Below are 16,846 nucleotides of genomic sequence, written 5' to 3' on the forward strand. Positions count from 1 at the left end.
CTTGACGACCGATGCGGTCACATAAGTGCACTCGAGAGCGAGCGAGCAGAGAAGGACCTCGAGACCAGCTGGGTCTCCATCTGTACGCGTTCGAGACGCCGGCTCTTGACGGCGCACTTGTAGGTCGTACCCAGCAGGTTCGTGATGGGGATGAGTGCCACCCCAGCGCGGACGGTTCTCGGTGGGTTGCCCGGCTGATAGCTCGGGCAACGTGACTAGTTGAGCAACTTCGCCAGCAGTCGCTGAAGTTCGGTCTGCTCGTCCGCGTCAAGTCGTACGAGCCATTCATCGAATTTCACGGAGAGGATCTCGAGCGCCTTGTCGAGGGTCTGTGTGCCTTCAGGGGTGAGGGCGAGGCGGTGCCGGCGAAGGTCGGCGGGATCGATCTCTCGTCGGACGAAGCCCTTGGCTTGAAGGTTTTTGAGGTACACGGTCACGCTGGGCTTGGGGAGGACGAGCCGCACGGCGAGTTCTGCGGGGTAGGGGCAGTCATCGATCTCGCCGAGGACGAAGAACTCCTTCGCCTCCAACCCGAGCGACTCGATCTCCGGAGCGCAGTCGTTCATCACCCGGGTCAGCACCTGGTGGTTCAACGACCAGATCCGGGCGGCGCTGGAGGTGTGCATCGAGGCTCCTGATGAATAGTGGTACAGTTTCGAAGTAGTTCCAAACGGAACCGTCGTGGTCTCGGACAACCTCGTCCGACGAACAGTCTACTACGGGGCCTTAAGCCCCCGGAAGGATCGACCCCCATGTCGACCACGCAGGACATCACCTTTAGCAACGACACCTTCGACCTCGCCGGCCAGCTCCACCTGCCGGACGGCTTCGACCGAGACGGCTCCTACCCGGCGGTCGTCATCTCCACGCCCGGGAGCAGCGTTAAGGAGCAGATCGGCGCGAACTACGGACGAGGCCTCGCCGACCGCGGCTACGTCGCGCTCGCCTTCGACCCCGGATTCCAGGGCCAGAGCGGCGGCCACCCCCGGGACCTTGAGAACCCGGCCGCGCGCGTCGACGACATCCGCTTCGCCGTCGACTACCTCACGACGCTTCCGTACGTCGACAACTCCCAGATCGGCGCCCTCGGCATCTGCGCCGGTGGCGGCTACGCGGTCAGCGCCACCATGACCGACCACCGCATCAAGGCCCTCGGCACAGTCGTGCCCGTCAACGTCGGGCGAGCATTCCGCCAGGCCGACACCTCCTCCAAGGGCTCCGCGATCGCGATGATCGACGGCGTCGGCGACAAGCGCACCGCGGCAGCGGCCGGCGAGGACATCGACCGCAACATGTGGATCCCCGACACCGAGGACCAAGCAACGGCCTTCGGTATCACCGACATCGACACGCTCCAGGCGGTGCGGTTCTACCGGACCCCGCGCGGCTACAACGAGAACTCGACCAACCGCCGCTACTTCACCAGCGACGCCATGATGCTTGGCTACGACGCGTTCAACCTCGTCGACGAACTCCTCACCCAGCCGCTGCAGGTCATCGTCGGCGGCCGCCTCGGAACGACGTTCTCCTACTCCGACGGCCTCGCCCTCTGGGAGAAAGCGCCCAACGCCAAGAACTTCCACGTCATCGACGGGGCAGGGCACTACGAGATGTACGACGAGCCCAAGTACGTCAACGAAGCCGTCGAGACCCTCGACGTCTTCTTCCGGGAGCACCTCGCCAGCTGATTCTTTCGACAGGGTGCGATGCAAACACCAAGGGGCGCTGTCGCTCATGACTCTCGTTGAGTCGCAACGCCCCTTGGGATCATCTTGTGGAAGCGATCCTCTGAACGACGCGACTCGAGCATCTGTCCCGATAGCCGATCGGCTATCGGACACCGAGACGACCCGTGACACCTGGCCGGTGCCGCGGGTATTTGGGGTGAGTCAGCCGCGGTCGCGAGCCATGCCTGCTTCGGTGTTGCGAGTGCCGACGGCCACGCCATGCGGTGAGGCCGCCTCGATCCGCTCAAGGTCGTTCGTGGTGAGCACCACGTCCGCAGCGGCGGTGTTCTCCTCGACACGGGATGCCTTCGTGGTGCCGGGGATCGGGACGGTGTCGGCCTGGATCAGCCACGCGAGGGCGAGCTGAGCGGTGGTGACGCTCTTCTCGTCGGCGATGACCTTGAGCGCGTCAACGACGCGGAGGTTCGCGTCGATCGCTTCGTCGGAGAACCGGGGGAGGTTCCGTCGGGCATCGCCCTCAGGGAGGTCGTCCTTGCGAGCGAGGGTGCCGGAGAGGAACCCGCGGCCGAGCGGGGAGAAGGGCACAAACCCGATGCCGAGCTCACGAGCGGTGTCGAGGACGCCGTTATGTTCGGCGTCACGCTCGAACAGGCTGTACTCGGACTGGATCGCGGTAATCGGGAACGTCGCGTGTGCTCGACGCAGCGTCTCCGCGGAGGTCTCCGAGACGCCGATGTAGCGGGCCTTGCCCGCGGTGACAGCCTCACCCATTGCGCCGATGGTGTCTTCGACCGGCACGTTCGGGTCGACACGGTGCAGGTACCAGAGGTCGACGTGGTCGGTCCCGAGATGGCTGAGGGAGCGGTCGATTGCGCGGCGCGCGTGCTCCAGAGAACCGTCGAGGCCGACAGGGGCGCCGTCGTCGGTGAAGTCCGTGGCGAACTTCGACGCGACCACCACGCGGTCCCGGTCAGCGCCGAGGACCCGGCCGAGTAGCTTCTCATTCTCGAACGGCCCGTATGCCTCCGCCGTGTCGAACAGGGTGATCCCGAGGTCGAGAGCCCGTTGGATCGTCTCGACAGAGCCGGCCTCAGTGGCGCCGCCGTAGAAGGCGCTCATGCCCATGCACCCGAGCCCGAGGGGGGACGTGACGAGGCCTTGAGAGCCGAGAGGAATTTGCTGCATGGAGTTCTCCGTTCATTGCCGGGTCGATCCGGACGTCCCGACTCTCGACCCTGGTGTGCACACCATGTCAAGTGGAAGACTGAGTGCATGCTGCTTCCCGAGGTCCGTGTCGACGATCCGGTCACGATCAGCGTCGCGGCGGAGATGCTCGGCATCACCGTCGACACAATCAGGTACTACGAGAAGGAAGGCATCGCGCCGGCACCCGAGCGAGGCTCAGACGGGTGGCGTCGTTACGACACGTCGGCGCTGAGCTGGCTCGCGGGAACGGTGATGCTCCGCGGCACGGGGATGAATGTCCAGGAAATGCGCGAGTACGCGTCCGCGTACCGGGCCGGCGCTGACGATGCCGAGCGTCTCGCGCTTCTCGAACGGCACCACGCGACCGTTCTCGAGCGACAGGCGGAGGTCCAGCGGCACCTTGGCGCGCTGGAACGGAAGATCGACGCGTACCGCCAGACCATCGCGGCGAGAAGTGCGAGCGAGAGCACCCGCTCGGCCGCCTGATGACACTGTCCGCCTGCCCATCGGCTATCGAAACAGCCTGCGTGGCCCGATCCGAGGTGGGGTGGTCGCAATGAGCTCTGCGACCGCAGTATGGAGACCGTCTCGTGTGGCCTAGCCGTGCACAGCGTTTAGGCGAGGCTTGACGGTGTCGCGGTATCCATTCCTCTGCTGATATCGAATCAAGCGTCGGCTCGAACGCTCCCGGGTCTCAACCCGGTGCGGAGTTGGAAGAAGCTCGAGAAGTTCGAGGGGTCATCGAAGCCTAGGTGCCCACCTACTTGAGCGACCGGCTGGGTGGTGTGGACGAGCAGTCGTCTGGCTTCGAGCACGAGACGGTCGTCGATGATCTGCTTGGGTGTCATGCCGTGTGCTGCGGTGGCGCGTCCGAGGGTCTTTGCCGACCAGCCCAGACGACGGGCATAGTCCGACACCAGGTGGAAGTCGCGGTAATGCGCCTCGACCTCGGCAACGAAGGCGGCGTAGATGCCCTCGCGGTCGTCCGTCGTACCGGAGGGCGTCTGGGTGCGATCGGATGCCGAGGTCGCTAGTCGCAGCAGGACCGCCGACAACGCGACCTCGCGCAACAGCGACCGCACGGCCCGGTGGTCGCCCGGCGAGTCGCCAGCGTGCAGTGCTCGCCAGGCCGCCGTGACCCCCGTCCGGTCAAGCGTCGATGCTTTCCACGCGGTGACCCGCGAGGTGGAGCCCGCGTATCCAAGCTCGACTAGCGCTTCTTGCACGTCTGGGGGAATGGCGTGCGAGGGGAACAGTGCGACCCAGCCCGACAGTGTCGAGATGTCTCCCCAGCGGTGCACCTGACCGGGGCGCACCCACAGGGCGTCGCCGGGGCCGAGCTCATACGAGACGAAGTCGACCTCGTGCACGGTGCTGCCTGCGTCGATCAGGTAGAACATCTCGAACTCGAGGCGCTGGGTCGAAATGAACTCACGACGGCCACCGCGCCGAATGATGTCCCGCAGCCCCGTCAGCTCGATCGACGGCCCAGGGGTCGGTAGCGAGAAGCGCACGCCACGTGGTTCATCTTGTCCCATATTCACCATTCTGGCACCGGTCCGCACCGTGACAGGTGGCTCTCCTCATTTGAGACTTGACCCATCAGAACAACCGAGAGGAACCACATGACCACCCTCAACTACACCGTCCTCGACTCCGGCGATAAGGCTCTCGAGAAGACCCTCACGCTCGTCACGGGCGACACCGAGGCTGTCCTCGTCGACGCCGGATTCACCCGTTCCGCCGGTCACCGTGCCGTCGCCGCGACCCTTGACTCGGGCAAGACCCTGACCACCGTGTTCATCGGCGCTGGCGACCCCGATTTCTACTTCGGCGCCGAGGTCGTGCAGGACGCGTTCCCGAACGCCCGCTTCGTCGCACCCGCCGCCGTGATCGAGCACATCGAGCACAGCTACGAGGGCAAGCTCAAGGCCTGGCAGAGCCTCGGCGAGAACCTACCGACCCGCAAGGTCGAGCTCACTGCGCTCGAAGAGGACCACATCGCCATCGACGACGCCGCCCTCGAGGTCCGCTTCGCCGACGTCGACCCCGCCGACCGCGGCTGGTACCTCTTCGACGCCGACAGCCGCACCCTGCTTGGCGGCATCCTTGTCTTCGGCGGCCTGCACGTCTGGACCGCCGACACCGCCACCGTCGAGCAGCGCGCCGCATGGACCGCGGCGCTCGATCTGTTCGAGGCGCTCGACCCGACGCTCGTGATCGCCGGGCACCGGGATCCTGCGTTCCCCGCCGATGTCACCGCCATCCGTCACACACGCGACTACCTCGCAGCCTTTGACGCCGCGGTCGCCTCGAGCGACACCGCCGACGGGGCCGAGAAGATCCTGCAGGCCGCCTACCCGGGCGCTGGTCTCGGCGTCGCCGCCCACCTCGGCACCCGCGTTGCCAAGGGAGAGATGACATGGGGCTGACCCCGATCGACGACTCGCCCCGCGCCGTCGTCCGTCGCCAGTACCTTGCCTCCGCCGCCGGCGACCTCGACGCGCTGCGGGCGACGCTCGCCCCCGACGTCGAGTGGACCGAGATGGCAGGCTTCCCTCTTGCCGGCACCTACCGCACTCCCGAGGGCGTCACCGTGGCCGTCATGGAGAAGCTCGGTGCCGACTGGGTCGAATGGACCGCTCACGACGACACCTACGTCGTCGACGGCGAGAATGTCGTCGTGCTTGCCCGTTATACCGCGACCCACGGCGCGACGGGCAAGACACTCGATGCTCGCGTCGCTCACGCGTTCGTCGTCCGGGGCGGGCTCATCGTCCGCTTCGAACAGTTCGTCGACACCGCCCTCGTCCGCGACGCCATGGCCTGACGCTGATTCCCGTGACTGTCTTGCTGACTGGGGATAGCAGGCTCCAGTCAGCGAGGCGGTCCCGATCCGGACTTCACCTTGTGTCCGGTAGCGGATCGGCTATCGAGACGGTGAATTGTCGCCCGCGAGGGTGTCGAGCACTCTGGCCAGGGCGGCCCGGTCGGGTTCATCAAGCGGGGCGAATATGTTGCCGAGCACGTCGGCCGAGATGCGTTGCCCTTCGGACAGGGCTGCTCGTCCGGCCGCGGTGAGCGTGTGGCCGATTCGGCGCCCGTGACCCGCGTTCCGTTCGATCAGCCCGCGGTCGACCATCCTGTTTGCAAGGGTGCCGAACGCTTGATCGCTTTGAAAAGTGGCGACCGCTAATGCATGACCGGATGCGCCAGGCATCCTGTCGATCGCGCGCAGCGCGTCCCATTGAACGAGCGTCACGCCGGCGTCGCGCAGTGCGGCGTCCATTGCCCGATGGTTGCGGTACTGCGCTCGTTTGATTGCCTGACCGAGCTGTTCCAGATTCGTGGTCACGGTGCTACTGTATCAGCACACGTAGATAAACATATTGAGATACAGAGGTAGTAATGACCGACAAGACGTCCATGCCCCGCACCGCACTCGTTCTCCATGGGGGTGGCGGACCCCGCACCGTCGCGCCGATTATCGCGCACCTCAGTCCGACCATGCGCGTCCTCGCCCCAACCCACCCGGGCTGGGATGGCATTCCTCGTCCGGACAGCATCTCGTCCGTCGCCGATCTCGCTGCGTCCTACCTCGAACAACTCCGTGAACAGGGCGAGCATGACGTGGTGCTGGTCGGCTCCTCGATCGGCGGGTGGATAGCTCTCGAGATGGCACTCCAAGCCGGCTCGGACGCCCGGTACGCCGACGTCGTGGGTGCCGTTGTCAACATCGACGGTGTTGGGGCCGTCGTGGACGGTGAACCTATCGCGGACTTTTTTGGCCTCGACGCGCGGGGGCTCGCCGAAGCCGCGTGGCACGATCCCGAGCGCGGCTATATCGACCCGGCTACCCTCACCGACGACCAGCGCGCCATCCAGCAGTCCAACGGGCGGACCATGGCCGCAATCGCCGGTACCAGCATGAGCGACCCGACGCTCCTCGCGCGCCTGCCTCAGATCACAGTGCCGACGCTCGTCGTGTTCGGTGCCAGCGACCGGATCGTCACATCGGCGTACGGCCGCCGAGTCTCGGCCGCGATCCCCGGAGCGTCCTTCGCCGAGGTCCAAGCTGCGGGACACCTGCCGCATCTCGAAGCCCCCACTGCGACGTGGGCGGTAATCGACCCGTTCCTCGCTCCGGCCTGATTCGGGACGCCCTCGACACTCCCTCTAATCGATCAACTATCGGATGCCGTGGGGCTGGTACGCCTGCGCGGTCCGGGGACATGTCCGGTCTCCCGCATCTTCCACGAAAGGAAGCGACGTGAGGGCAAGTCCGACAGGCAGGCTCTGATCACCCCGGCGCGAAAGCGGATCAACGTCATCTGGGCCCATTGCAGAGACGGCGCCACCTACAACGCACCGGCACCGCCCGCGGTATCAGGATCCCAGTTAATTCCAGGTTCCGGAAAGTGGAACGAGTCAGTGAGCCAGAAGGATTGGTCCGGGCTAAAGCCGGCCATGAGCGTGTGGCCACCAGCAACGGCCAGGGGCCGGCCGGCAGCGTCGGTCTCCCGAACGAAACGAAGTCAGCGTCGACTACGAAACCGAAGGCCTCGACCGCGGCCTCGGGTCGGCCGAGACCGGGGCGGGCTCTCGCACGGCTACACCAGGCAGTGCGCCCCTAGGATCGAGCCGTGGAGTCCAAACCCGCATCCGTCCTCAAAGCTCTTCGCGCTGAGATCATCGCTGGCAGTCTCGCCAGGGGCACGCGCCTCAAGGAGGATGCGATCGCCGAGCGGTTCGGGGTCTCCCGAGTGCCGGTCCGCGAGGCCCTTCGCCAGCTCGAGACCGAGGGGTTCGTCGTCTCGGAGAAGTTCAAGGGTGTGAGCGTCGCCGATTCATCGGCTGATGCGGTCATCGAGCTCATGCAGATCCGCCGTGCCCTGGAGGTTCTGGCTGCGGAGCTCGCGGCCGGACATCGAGGCGGAGACAGCGCCGACCTTCTTCGCGCGGTCATCAACGAGCAGCGCTCCGACCAGGAGGTCGAAGTGCAGTCACCCCGCTTCACGTTCCACCGGCTGGTCGCCCAGGCATCCGGAAACGCCCACCTGGAGTCCATGATCGAGCGCCTCCTGCACCAGACCGCGTGGGCCTTCGAGCGCGTCACCCAAGAAGAGGTGGCGGAAAGCGGCGGAGACCACGCCGCCGTGGCTCAGGCGATCCTCCGCGGATCACCCGTTCAGGCCGGCCTCCTCATGGAGGAGCACCTGCGGCGCGACGAGGCGACCCTGAGCACCCTCGGTAACTGAACGTATACGAAACAAGGATCCCTGACGAAGACTTTCCGGGGAATCGTTGACTCCACCAGGTCTTGCGCGGGTCTGTAACAAAGCGTTTCTTCGACGAAACCAGCCGGAAACACCTTTTCGTATACAAAAGAGTGTCCGCACGATGCAGAACGAATTCTGGCATCGCAACCCTCTTTCCGCTGGAGTCACCCATGACTGCTGTAACGCGCACCACAGTTCCCCCAGGTACGACAGCTCCCATCGGCACCACACCTCCCACCTCCTCGGCCGACACCAGCAACGGTGTGGCCTCCGCCCTCGACTCGATCGGCTTCACCCGCGCCCAGTTCGCGGTGCTGATGCTGATCCTCGCCGGAGAGTTCTTCGACACCCTCGAACAGAACTCCGTCGGCGCCATGGCCACTAACATCAAGGCGTCGCTCCAGATCGGCGACCTCCAGCTCACGACCATCAACACCGCGACCGTCATCGGCGGCCTGGTCGGACGCTTCCTCGCCGGCTGGCTGGCCGACAAGTACGGCCGTCGATTCTCGCTCGGCCTCAACCTGCTCATCTACACGCTCGGCGGTCTCCTGAGCGCTCTCTCGTTCAACTACGACATGCTCCTCGTCAGCCGCTTCATCGTCGGCATCGGCGTCGGCGGCGAGTTCATGATCGGCATCGCCATGCTCTCCGAGATGGTCGCCACCCGCTACCGCGGCGGCCTCATCGCCACGATCAACGTCGGCGCCGGAGGCATCGGTAACTTCATCTCGTACGGTCTCTTCCTGCTCCTGCTCGGACCCCTGGCGGTTCCGCTGGGCGGCGACGGCCAGGTGTGGCGCTGGAGCTTCGTGCTCCTCGCCCTGCCGGCACTGCTCGTCGTCCTCTACCGCCGCAGGCTTCCCGAGACGCCCCGCTGGCTGCTCTCCAAGGGGCGAATCGACGAGGCCAACCGCTCGCTGGCGATCCTCGCCTCGAACAGCCTGCGGCCTCCGGCCGACGCGAAGTCGCCGGTCACCTTGACCCCGGCCGACCTTCCCCCGGTCGCGCTGCACTCCTCGCCGGCGGCCGTGTTCCACCCGCTCGTCCTCAAGCGCACCATCGCGATCGGCGTCGCCTCCTGGATGGCGTTCGGCTCGCAGGTCACTCTGAACTTCCTGATGCCAACGCTGCTGGTTGAGCGCGGCTACACCGTCTCGCAGAGCCTGCTCTACACGATGATCATGAACATCGGCTCGCTGCTCGGCTGCACGGCGGCCGCCCTGCTCGCGAACCGGGTCGGACGGCGGGCCATGGTCACGTCGGCCGGGATCCTCGGCTGCCTCACCGCCCTGGCATTCGCCGCCTTCGGCAATGACACCGGCGCGATCCTGGTGCTCGGCGCTCTCTTCCAGTTCTTCACGATGCTGACGAACACCACGCTCGCCGCGTGGACGGCGGAGGTCTACCCGACCGCCATCCGCGCCTCCGGTGCCTCGATCGTCAACGGCATCGGCAACATCGCCGGCGCGGTCATGCCGTTCCTCGCCATCGCGCTCTACGGGTCGTTCGCCTTCGCCGGCGTCTTCGGCCTCGCCGCCGTGATGTACGCCATCCTCGTCGTCGCCTCCCGATTCGCCCCCGAAGCTCGCGGTCGCTCGCTCGAAGACGTCAACGAGAACGCCCTGGCGACCAGCCGGGTCTGACCTCTCGGGCGGGTCGGAGCCTCCGACCCGCCCTTCCACCCCTCGATTCCTTTGGAGGAACACATGGACACCCTGAAGATCTCCGCAACAGCCAACGGCCTGAACTACCTGCCCGAGTACGTCGCCGACCAGGGCGGGCTCTTCGCCGAGCGTGGCCTGAACGTCACCGCCACGGCCTGCGACCCGTGGACGGGAGTGCTCGACGACATCGAGTCGGGTGCCGCCGACCTGGCCCTCGGAGGACTCTGGGTTCCCGCCATGTACGCGGGGACGTCTCGCAAGCTCAGCGTCGTCGGGCAGCTCAACCGCATGTTCCCCATGACGATCGTGTCGCGCACCGAGACGGCACCGATCACCCTCGACCAGCTCGCAGGCAAGGTGGTCCTCGCCCCCGGGGCCGGCGGTAGTGCTCCCTACGAGTTCACCGCGGGCCTCATCCGCGAAGCGGGCTTCGACGTGTCAAAGACCCGCTTCGTCCGCGACCTCTCGACCGCGATGCTGATCGAGCTCTACCAGAGCGGCCTCGGCGACGCCATCATCCTCGACCTCGTCTCGGCCGAAGAACTCGTCGCGGCCGGCGGCGGCACCATCGTCTTCCGGCACCTCCAGTCGGGAGGCGTCATGCCCAACAGTGTCTACTACTGCCTCACCGAACGGGTCGAGGAGCTGAGCGACCGGATCGACCGCTTCATGGACGGCATCGCGGCCGGGATGACGAAGATCACATCCCACGACGCCGACGTCGAGATCGAGGCGGTCCTCGCGGCTCGCTGGCCCGACAAGGATCAGGCACTACTGCGCCGTGCTGCCGATGAGATGGCGGCCGGAGGCGTCTGGGATTCCGCCGTCGTCGACCGCGACGCATCCGACCGATGGATGAGGATCCTGTTCGACGGAGGCCTCACGACGCACGTCCCGACCCTCGACGAGCTCGTCGGCGCGTACTCCGCCGTGAACGCCTGATGACCGTCGTCCTCGGCGCAGCGGAGATCGGCGCGGTCATCGGGGCCGTCGACGTCGTCGAGGCGGTCGAAGCCATCCACGCCGACCTGGGTTCCGGCAGTATGCAGCAACCCGCGCCCGTCGCCCTGACCGGGGCCGACGACGCGCTCTTCCTGCCCATGGCGGTGCGCTCGGACCGACTCGGGCTCGTCGCGGTCAAGCTCATGGCCGACATCCCCGACAACGCCGACCGGGGGTTGCCGACGCAGCGCTCGACGATCCTCGTGTCGTCGTCGGTGACCGGGGAGTGCATCGCCGTGCTGGACGGCATGGCCATCACGCGACGGCGGACGGCTGCGGCCTCCGTCGTCGCCACCCGTCACCTCGCCCGCCCCGACAGCCGGACACTCGGCATCATCGGTGCGGGCAACCTCGCGATCGAGCACGCGAGGGCGTTCGCCGCCACGCGACCGTTCGAGCGGATCGTGCTCTGGTCGCGCTCCTCGGCCACGATCGATCGGTTCTTACAGGAGGTCGGCGGAGATCTGCCCGGGCGATGCGTCATCGCCGCGGGGCCACAGGAAGTCGTCGAAGAATCCGACGTGCTCTGCACGCTGACCCCGTCCGTCGATCCGATCGTGCTCGGATCCTGGCTGCACGCAGGCCAGCACATCAACGCCGTCGGAGCCCGACCCCGGCCGACCCACCGCGAACTCGACGGACAGGCCATGGCTCGCGCCACCGTCTTCGTCGACAGCCGTGCGACCGCGCTCGCCAAATCGGGCGACCTGCTCGAGGCCGTAGCCGAAGGCGCGCTCAGCGCGGGCGCCCACTATGCCGAGCTGGGGGAGGTCATCGCGGGCACGGCGAAGGGCCGGACGAGCCCGGGCGAGATCACCGTGTTCGACTCGGTCGGGCTGGGCGCGCAGGATCTGGCCGTCGCTGCTCGCGTCATCCAGCTTGCCCAGGACCGCGGTATCGGGACGCCCGTAGCGGTAGCGCCCGGATCCTCGGCCCCGTTCTCGACCCTGGCCGGGGCCGCCTCGTGATCCGCATGGCGGTCGTCAACTGCAACACGACCGAGTCGATGACCGAGACCGCGGCGGCACGCGCCCGGCTCGCCGTCGGCCCGGACGTGGAGATCGTCGGCATCACTCCCGCCTGGGGTGTGGCCTCGGCGGAGGGCTGGTACGACAGCTTCATCAGCGCCGCCGCCGTTCTGCAGACTCTCGAGAGCCTGCCCGACGACATCGACGGCGTCGTCATGGCCGGATTCGGCGAGCACGGTCGGGAGGGAGCTCGCGAACTGCTGTCGATCCCGGTCGTCGACATCACCGAGGCCGCCGCCCACCTCGCGATGCCGCTCGGACGTCGATACGGAGTCGTCACCTCGGTGCGGCGAGCCGTCGGACAGATCGAGGACAGCCTGACTACCGCCGGCCTCATCGACCGGTGCGCCGCGATCGAAGACACCGGCCTCGGCGTACTCGAGCTCGACGAGGATCCCTTCGCCACGGCTGAAGCGTTCGTGGCGGCCGGACAGCGAGCAATTGCGAAAGGGGCCGAAGTCATCTGCCTCGGCTGCGCGGGCATGGCCGGCCTCGAAGAGCACGTGCGGGACCGCCTGCCCGTGCCGGTCATCGACGGGGTCGCCGCCGCGTCGGCCCTCGTCGAAACCCTGATCCGCCAGGGGCTTTCAACGAGCAAGATCGACTCGTTCGCGTCTCCTCGGGCGAAGCGCCGCAGCTGGAGCGTTTAGAACACCTGTAGGTCAAAGCGCCGACTACCACGGGGCACGGATGGCGTCCTCTGGCCACAGAGCGCCTGTGCGGGTTGGTCTTCCGCATGCTCGCTATTGGCCGCAGGTGAACAAATGTGCACAACGATGCTCATCCAGGGGTGCGACGAACCTGTGCAGGGCAACTTCCCCGGCGGGGAACTCGCACGTATGTGCGGATGAGTTGCATCATGCGACCGAACCGTTTTGTATTCATAAGGAACCACAAGGTTCTTCTCAGTTCCGATTCAGAATGGTCTGGTCGGTCCCGACAATGAAGTAGGGAAAAGTGCACCTCACGAAACACAAGAGACCGCTGTTCTGGCTCGTTCTATCTCTGGTAATCATGTTGGTCTCGTCAATTGGCGCCTCCATCGTGCAGACCGTCGGTGGAGCGGTCAAGATCCACGACATGAGCTGGGTGACCGGCTCGGGCAAGACCATGAGCGCTCTCCTGCTCGTCCCGGACGGTGCCAGCGCCGACGACAAGCGCCCCGCCATCGTGCTGGCCCACGGCTGGTGGAACAACAAGCAGATGCAAGACTCCAACTACGTCGAGCTTGCCCGCCGTGGCTACGTCGTTCTGTCTATCGACATGTACGGCCACGCCTCATCCGACCCGTTGCAAGAGGGCCACGAGATGGACGCGGCCACCGGTATGTACGACGGAGTCAAGGAGATCGCCAGCCTGCCGTACGTCGACACGACGCGAATCGGCATCAGCGGACACTCGAACGGAGCCCGCGCGGCCAACTTCGCCATTCCCATCGACGACAAGGCTGCGACCCCCCTCATCTCGTCGGTCTACCTCGTCGACAACGATCCGATCTACACGGACGAGACGGGTAAGTACGTCAACTACTACGGCGATCGCGACGTCGGAGTGCAGGCCGACCAGTACGACGAGTTCTTCTTCCGCAGCTACGACGCCAATGGGGTCGCACTCACCGCCCCGCGCGACTACATCGGCACCCCGAACGCCCAATCGTTCCTCCACTTCGGTGCCGACCCGTCGGGCCAGGCCGCTCGCAAGCCGTACACGACCTATACCCAGTCGGTCGATGGCCGGGATGCCGTCCGCGAGATCGACAACCCGGCCCAGACTCACCCCTGGGGGCCGTTCTCGAAGCAGGAGGTGACGTCGCTTCTCACGTACTTCGACAAAACCCTCGGGGCACCCACCGCCATCGCCCCCGGCTCGCAGATCTGGCAGCTGAAAGAGGGCTTCAACGCTCTCGGCCTCGTCGGATTCGGGATGTTCCTCATCGCCTTCGCCACCTCCCTCCTCGGCACCAGGGCGTTTGCCGGGTTGCGGGCCGGCCCCGCTCCGGCACTCGTCCCCCGCGAGGGACGGGGGCTGCTGTGGTTCTGGGGCAGCCTCGTCGTCTCGGCGATCGTGTCGGGCGTCAGCTATTGGATCATCAGTGCGAACACCGCAGTCGGTACCGTCAGCTTCCTGGGTGATCCCCCGATCAACCCGCAGGGTGCGGTGTGGATCATCGCCCTCTGGGCGGCCCTCAACGGCCTCGTCGCGATCGTCATCATGACGGTGTCGTACCGCGTCGTCGGCAGGCGCACCGGTGTGAGCCTCCGCGACATCGGCGTGCTGCCCGGCTGGAGGCGATTCTGGCAGGGAATCCTCCTGGGAGCGATCGTGGTCGCCTCCGCGTTCCTGATCGTGTTCGTGCTGGCGTACTTCTTCACGACCGACTTCCGACTCTGGGTCATCGCGATCCCGACCTTCACGCCGAACAAGCTCGCGATCGCCGGCATTTACCTGCCGTTCTTCCTCCTGTACTTCCTGGCCAACTCGGTTGCCATCAACTCCTTCAACAGGTTCGCCATCCGCGGACGGGAATGGGGCAACACCGCCGTCCTCGCGCTCGCTAACGGGATAGCCCCGATCATTCTCGTGATCGCTCAGTACTCGCACTTCTTCATCACAGGCGAGCTGATCTCCGGCTTCGGCGGCATCAACAGCATCTGGCTGTTCCCGATCGTCGTGATCCTGCCTGTCGCGGCTGTCGTCACGAGAAAGATCTACCGCGCGACCGGTAATCCGTACATTGGCGGCTTCATCATGGCCTGCGTCGTCACGATCGTGTCGGTCTCGAACACCTTGACCTACACGCGTTAAAGCAATTCTGTAGTCGAGCAACCACAGAAAACCCCCGAGAAATCGGGGGTTTTCTGCTTCGAGCTCGACTGACCGTCCTGTCGCGCGCGTTTGAGCAAGTCCCGGGCTGGCGACTTCGACGACTCGAAGAAGCGACCGCCCGCCAGATCACGCAATCATGAATTCGCCCGGCTCGAGGGCGCGACCGACGATCCGGACGTCGCCGATCGACCCGACGAACACCTGGTCGAGTACGCCGCCGTAGCGGTACCCGCCGAGCAGCCACGGCTTGCCGATGGTGCTCAGCCCACGGTTGCGCGTCGACGGGTTTCTCACCACCGGGCATCCGTCGACGTACATCACCGTGTGTGATCGGTCGTTGACCACGGCGACGTGCCACCACTTTCCTAGCGGGAGCTCGTGCCCCCAGTTCGTCAGCGAGCCGTCCTGGCTTGCCGGATAGACGCACCACTGCAGCTCGCGGTCGCCGGAGAGGCTCAGCGTCACCGCGGGCTCGTCGGGGTCGCCGCCCGCACCCCGGGCCTTGCCGGCCTGGCCCGCACTCGAGAACTGCGAGAGCAGGGCGCTGAAGCCGTTTGCGCTGGGGTCGAATGTCGTCGGCAGGAAGAAGAACGCCTCGACGGTGTACCCGCCGGTGAAGCGCTGTGTGTTGATCGGCGCGGCGTTCACCGTCCGCAGATGCTGGCCAGCGGGCTTACCGCCCTGCAGCGCGAGGCTTCCCGCACCCGGCTGGTCGGGGTGGTGGTCGGTCGACCAGCGCAGCGCCCCCGCGACGGCGCCGGCCCGCGGGGCCACTTCGAGGTGGTTCCCGTGGCCGCTCTGGTCGCGCACTCGCGTCGACGAAGCGAGCGCGGCGCCATCCGAGTGGCCCTCGAAGCGCCAGTACGCGAGGGTTCCCGGCACGAGCATTCGGGCCGCCGGGCGAGAGGGGCGTGGTGCGATCGGCGCGAAGCCGGCGAACCGGGCGTCGAAGTCCACCTCCATGGTGAAGCGGTCGACGTCTCCGCTGAGCGTGAGCTCCTGCGCCGCGAGCTCATTGGAGGCGCCGAGGCCGCCGCCGAGCAAGAAGGGAGACAGGGTCTCGACGTCGATCACGTTCCTTTCGAGATCGACGTGATAGAGCCGGATCATTGCCGCCCCGCCGTAGTAGCGGTTCTGATAGTTGGTCAGGTGCAGGGCGACGTCGTGGCCGGCGGCGTTCTGCTTCGTGGTGCGCCCCGGCCCCCAGTAATGGCCGTTGAGGGTGAGGAACACCTGGTCGTGGTCGGCGATGAAGTCATCCCAGAGCTGCTGCCCGTAGGCGTCGAACGCGGCGCCTCCGTTCGGATCCGAGTCGACGAGCGTGTGCGTGGTGAGGATCACCGGCGAATGCGGTCGTGCCGCCAAGACCGAGCTGGCCCAGGCGAGGCCGCTCGCGCTCGTCCGCCAGTCGAGGGCGAGGACGATCCATTCGCGACCGGCCGCGGTGAAGCGATGCGCACTGTTGTAGCCGTCGGGGCTCGACCCGATCCAGCCCGGCGCTCGCCGGAATCGCTTCGGGCCGAACACGTCGAGGTAGGGCGTCGGGCCGCGCTGGTCGGTGGTCGAGGAGTCGATGTCGTGGTTGCCGGCGAGCACGCTGTAGGGCGCGTGCGCTCGGTCGAGCACGTCGAAGACCGCCCCGGCCGCCGTCATCTCGGACGCCGCACCGTTCTGGGTCAGGTCGCCGAGGTGCACGAGAAAGACGGTGTTGTGACGGGCCTGCTCGCGAACGACGTACTCGAGCGAGGCGCGCATCGGCGCCTCGTCGACCGCCGCCCCGTCGAACATGTACTGGGTGTCGGGCATCACCGCGACGGTGAAACGCGGGGAGGTGGTGTCCGGCTTCCAGCGCCCCGACTTTCCTCGCGCGGCCGTCTGAGTGGAAGTGGCTGTGGCGGTTAGCGGGACGGCTGCGCCGGCGGTCGAGGGGAGGGGTGCGGCGACAGCGGGCGCGCTCTGCAGGGCGCTAGCTCCGGCGAGGCCGGCAGCACCGACCAGGCCGGAACCGACGAGGAAGCCGCGGCGGGAGAGGGGCGTGTGCTCGGGATCACGGGGCGAGTTCTTCACAGCGCCGCACGATAGTGACCGGCGCGGAACGATATGCGACCGCGTGGTGAACACGAGTCGTCCCGTCCGTCGCGGGAGGGCGA

The 16,846-nt window shown here is 66.5% G+C and carries 16 protein-coding genes; 11 read left to right on the forward strand and 5 right to left on the reverse strand.

Annotated elements, in window-relative coordinates; translation table 11 throughout:
• Positions 1-215: 215 nt before the first annotated feature.
• Positions 216-626 carry a MarR family winged helix-turn-helix transcriptional regulator gene (locus ASF54_RS14480; protein ID WP_055964632.1) on the reverse strand — a complete coding sequence of 137 codons (411 nt, stop codon included), beginning with the start codon at positions 624-626 and terminating at the stop codon, positions 216-218.
• A gap of 126 nt (positions 627-752) precedes the next feature.
• Between ASF54_RS14480 and ASF54_RS14485 the strand changes: the two genes are divergently transcribed.
• Positions 753-1,688 (forward strand): alpha/beta hydrolase, encoded by a 936-nt coding sequence (locus tag ASF54_RS14485; RefSeq protein WP_055964635.1) that lies wholly within the window; start codon positions 753-755, stop codon positions 1,686-1,688.
• Between the two features lie 201 nt (positions 1,689-1,889).
• Here ASF54_RS14485 and ASF54_RS14490 read toward each other — a convergent pair whose 3' ends face one another.
• The gene (locus ASF54_RS14490; RefSeq protein WP_055964638.1) at positions 1,890-2,873 is read right to left on the reverse strand and encodes an aldo/keto reductase; all 984 of its coding nucleotides are present in this window, start codon (positions 2,871-2,873) and stop codon (positions 1,890-1,892) included.
• 87 nt (positions 2,874-2,960) lie between these two features.
• Here ASF54_RS14490 and ASF54_RS14495 point away from each other — a divergent pair, with 87 nt between their 5' ends.
• Positions 2,961-3,380, forward strand: a complete 420-nt coding sequence (locus ASF54_RS14495; RefSeq protein ID WP_055964641.1) for a MerR family transcriptional regulator — start codon at positions 2,961-2,963, stop codon at positions 3,378-3,380.
• A 179-nt stretch (positions 3,381-3,559) separates the two neighbouring features.
• Here the strand turns inward: ASF54_RS14495 and ASF54_RS14500 are convergent, their stop codons facing one another.
• Positions 3,560-4,432, reverse strand: coding sequence for an AraC family transcriptional regulator (locus ASF54_RS14500; protein ID WP_162237144.1), 873 nt, complete (start codon positions 4,430-4,432; stop codon positions 3,560-3,562).
• A gap of 87 nt (positions 4,433-4,519) precedes the next feature.
• Here ASF54_RS14500 and ASF54_RS14505 point away from each other — a divergent pair, with 87 nt between their 5' ends.
• Together ASF54_RS14505 and ASF54_RS14510 are read left to right on the forward strand one after the other, a co-directional pair.
• A complete protein-coding gene (locus tag ASF54_RS14505) occupies positions 4,520-5,326 on the forward strand; it encodes an MBL fold metallo-hydrolase (RefSeq protein ID WP_055964647.1) in 807 nt (268 codons plus the stop codon).
• Entirely contained in the window at positions 5,317-5,724 is a 408-nt protein-coding gene (locus tag ASF54_RS14510; protein ID WP_055964651.1) for a nuclear transport factor 2 family protein, read from the forward strand. The genes ASF54_RS14505 and ASF54_RS14510 overlap by 10 nt, the downstream gene beginning before the upstream one ends.
• Before the next feature lie 99 nt (positions 5,725-5,823).
• Here ASF54_RS14510 and ASF54_RS14515 read toward each other — a convergent pair whose 3' ends face one another.
• A complete protein-coding gene (locus tag ASF54_RS14515) occupies positions 5,824-6,249 on the reverse strand; it encodes a MarR family winged helix-turn-helix transcriptional regulator (protein ID WP_055964655.1) in 426 nt (141 codons plus the stop codon).
• A gap of 53 nt (positions 6,250-6,302) precedes the next feature.
• Here ASF54_RS14515 and ASF54_RS14520 point away from each other — a divergent pair, with 53 nt between their 5' ends.
• The 7 genes from ASF54_RS14520 (at position 6,303) to ASF54_RS14550 (ending at position 14,675) form a co-directional block, all read left to right on the forward strand.
• Positions 6,303-7,046, forward strand: coding sequence for an alpha/beta fold hydrolase (locus ASF54_RS14520; RefSeq protein WP_055964658.1), 744 nt, complete (start codon positions 6,303-6,305; stop codon positions 7,044-7,046).
• A 491-nt stretch (positions 7,047-7,537) separates the two neighbouring features.
• Complete coding sequence (locus tag ASF54_RS14525; RefSeq protein WP_055964661.1) at positions 7,538-8,152, forward strand: GntR family transcriptional regulator; 615 nt, start codon at positions 7,538-7,540, stop codon at positions 8,150-8,152.
• 191 nt (positions 8,153-8,343) lie between these two features.
• Positions 8,344-9,819: an MFS transporter gene (locus ASF54_RS14530; protein ID WP_235481098.1), complete on the forward strand. Its 1,476-nt coding sequence runs from the start codon at positions 8,344-8,346 to the stop codon at positions 9,817-9,819.
• A gap of 63 nt (positions 9,820-9,882) precedes the next feature.
• Positions 9,883-10,782 (forward strand): ABC transporter substrate-binding protein, encoded by a 900-nt coding sequence (locus tag ASF54_RS14535; RefSeq protein ID WP_055964664.1) that lies wholly within the window; start codon positions 9,883-9,885, stop codon positions 10,780-10,782.
• Positions 10,782-11,810: an ornithine cyclodeaminase family protein gene (locus ASF54_RS14540; RefSeq protein WP_055964667.1), complete on the forward strand. Its 1,029-nt coding sequence runs from the start codon at positions 10,782-10,784 to the stop codon at positions 11,808-11,810. Before ASF54_RS14535 ends, ASF54_RS14540 begins: the two co-directional genes overlap by 1 nt.
• Before the next feature lie 5 nt (positions 11,811-11,815).
• Entirely contained in the window at positions 11,816-12,520 is a 705-nt protein-coding gene (locus tag ASF54_RS14545) for an aspartate/glutamate racemase family protein (protein ID WP_326934340.1), read from the forward strand.
• Between the two features lie 364 nt (positions 12,521-12,884).
• Complete coding sequence (locus ASF54_RS14550; protein WP_055965419.1) at positions 12,885-14,675, forward strand: alpha/beta hydrolase family protein; 1,791 nt, start codon at positions 12,885-12,887, stop codon at positions 14,673-14,675.
• Between the two features lie 147 nt (positions 14,676-14,822).
• Here ASF54_RS14550 and ASF54_RS14555 read toward each other — a convergent pair whose 3' ends face one another.
• Positions 14,823-16,763: a LamG-like jellyroll fold domain-containing protein gene (locus ASF54_RS14555; protein ID WP_055964670.1), complete on the reverse strand. Its 1,941-nt coding sequence runs from the start codon at positions 16,761-16,763 to the stop codon at positions 14,823-14,825.
• Positions 16,764-16,846 lie beyond the last annotated feature (83 nt).

It is taken from the genome of Frondihabitans sp. Leaf304 (assembly GCF_001423105.1).
GTDB lineage: Bacteria > Actinomycetota > Actinomycetes > Actinomycetales > Microbacteriaceae > Frondihabitans.

What these genes read in the sequence shown, in the direction of transcription:
- ASF54_RS14480 (WP_055964632.1), bottom strand. Translation starts at nt 626, where the DNA reads ATGCACACCTCCAGCGCCGCCCGGATCTGGTCGTTGAACCACCAGGTG.
- ASF54_RS14485 (WP_055964635.1), top strand. Translation starts at nt 753, where the DNA reads ATGTCGACCACGCAGGACATCACCTTTAGCAACGACACCTTCGACCTC.
- ASF54_RS14490 (WP_055964638.1), bottom strand. Translation starts at nt 2,873, where the DNA reads ATGCAGCAAATTCCTCTCGGCTCTCAAGGCCTCGTCACGTCCCCCCTC.
- ASF54_RS14495 (WP_055964641.1), top strand. Translation starts at nt 2,961, where the DNA reads ATGCTGCTTCCCGAGGTCCGTGTCGACGATCCGGTCACGATCAGCGTC.
- ASF54_RS14500 (WP_162237144.1), bottom strand. Translation starts at nt 4,432, where the DNA reads ATGGGACAAGATGAACCACGTGGCGTGCGCTTCTCGCTACCGACCCCT.
- ASF54_RS14505 (WP_055964647.1), top strand. Translation starts at nt 4,520, where the DNA reads ATGACCACCCTCAACTACACCGTCCTCGACTCCGGCGATAAGGCTCTC.
- ASF54_RS14510 (WP_055964651.1), top strand. Translation starts at nt 5,317, where the DNA reads ATGGGGCTGACCCCGATCGACGACTCGCCCCGCGCCGTCGTCCGTCGC.
- ASF54_RS14520 (WP_055964658.1), top strand. Translation starts at nt 6,303, where the DNA reads ATGACCGACAAGACGTCCATGCCCCGCACCGCACTCGTTCTCCATGGG.
- ASF54_RS14530 (WP_235481098.1), top strand. Translation starts at nt 8,344, where the DNA reads ATGACTGCTGTAACGCGCACCACAGTTCCCCCAGGTACGACAGCTCCC.
- ASF54_RS14535 (WP_055964664.1), top strand. Translation starts at nt 9,883, where the DNA reads ATGGACACCCTGAAGATCTCCGCAACAGCCAACGGCCTGAACTACCTG.
- ASF54_RS14540 (WP_055964667.1), top strand. Translation starts at nt 10,782, where the DNA reads ATGACCGTCGTCCTCGGCGCAGCGGAGATCGGCGCGGTCATCGGGGCC.
- ASF54_RS14545 (WP_326934340.1), top strand. Translation starts at nt 11,816, where the DNA reads ATGGCGGTCGTCAACTGCAACACGACCGAGTCGATGACCGAGACCGCG.
- ASF54_RS14550 (WP_055965419.1), top strand. Translation starts at nt 12,885, where the DNA reads ATGTTGGTCTCGTCAATTGGCGCCTCCATCGTGCAGACCGTCGGTGGA.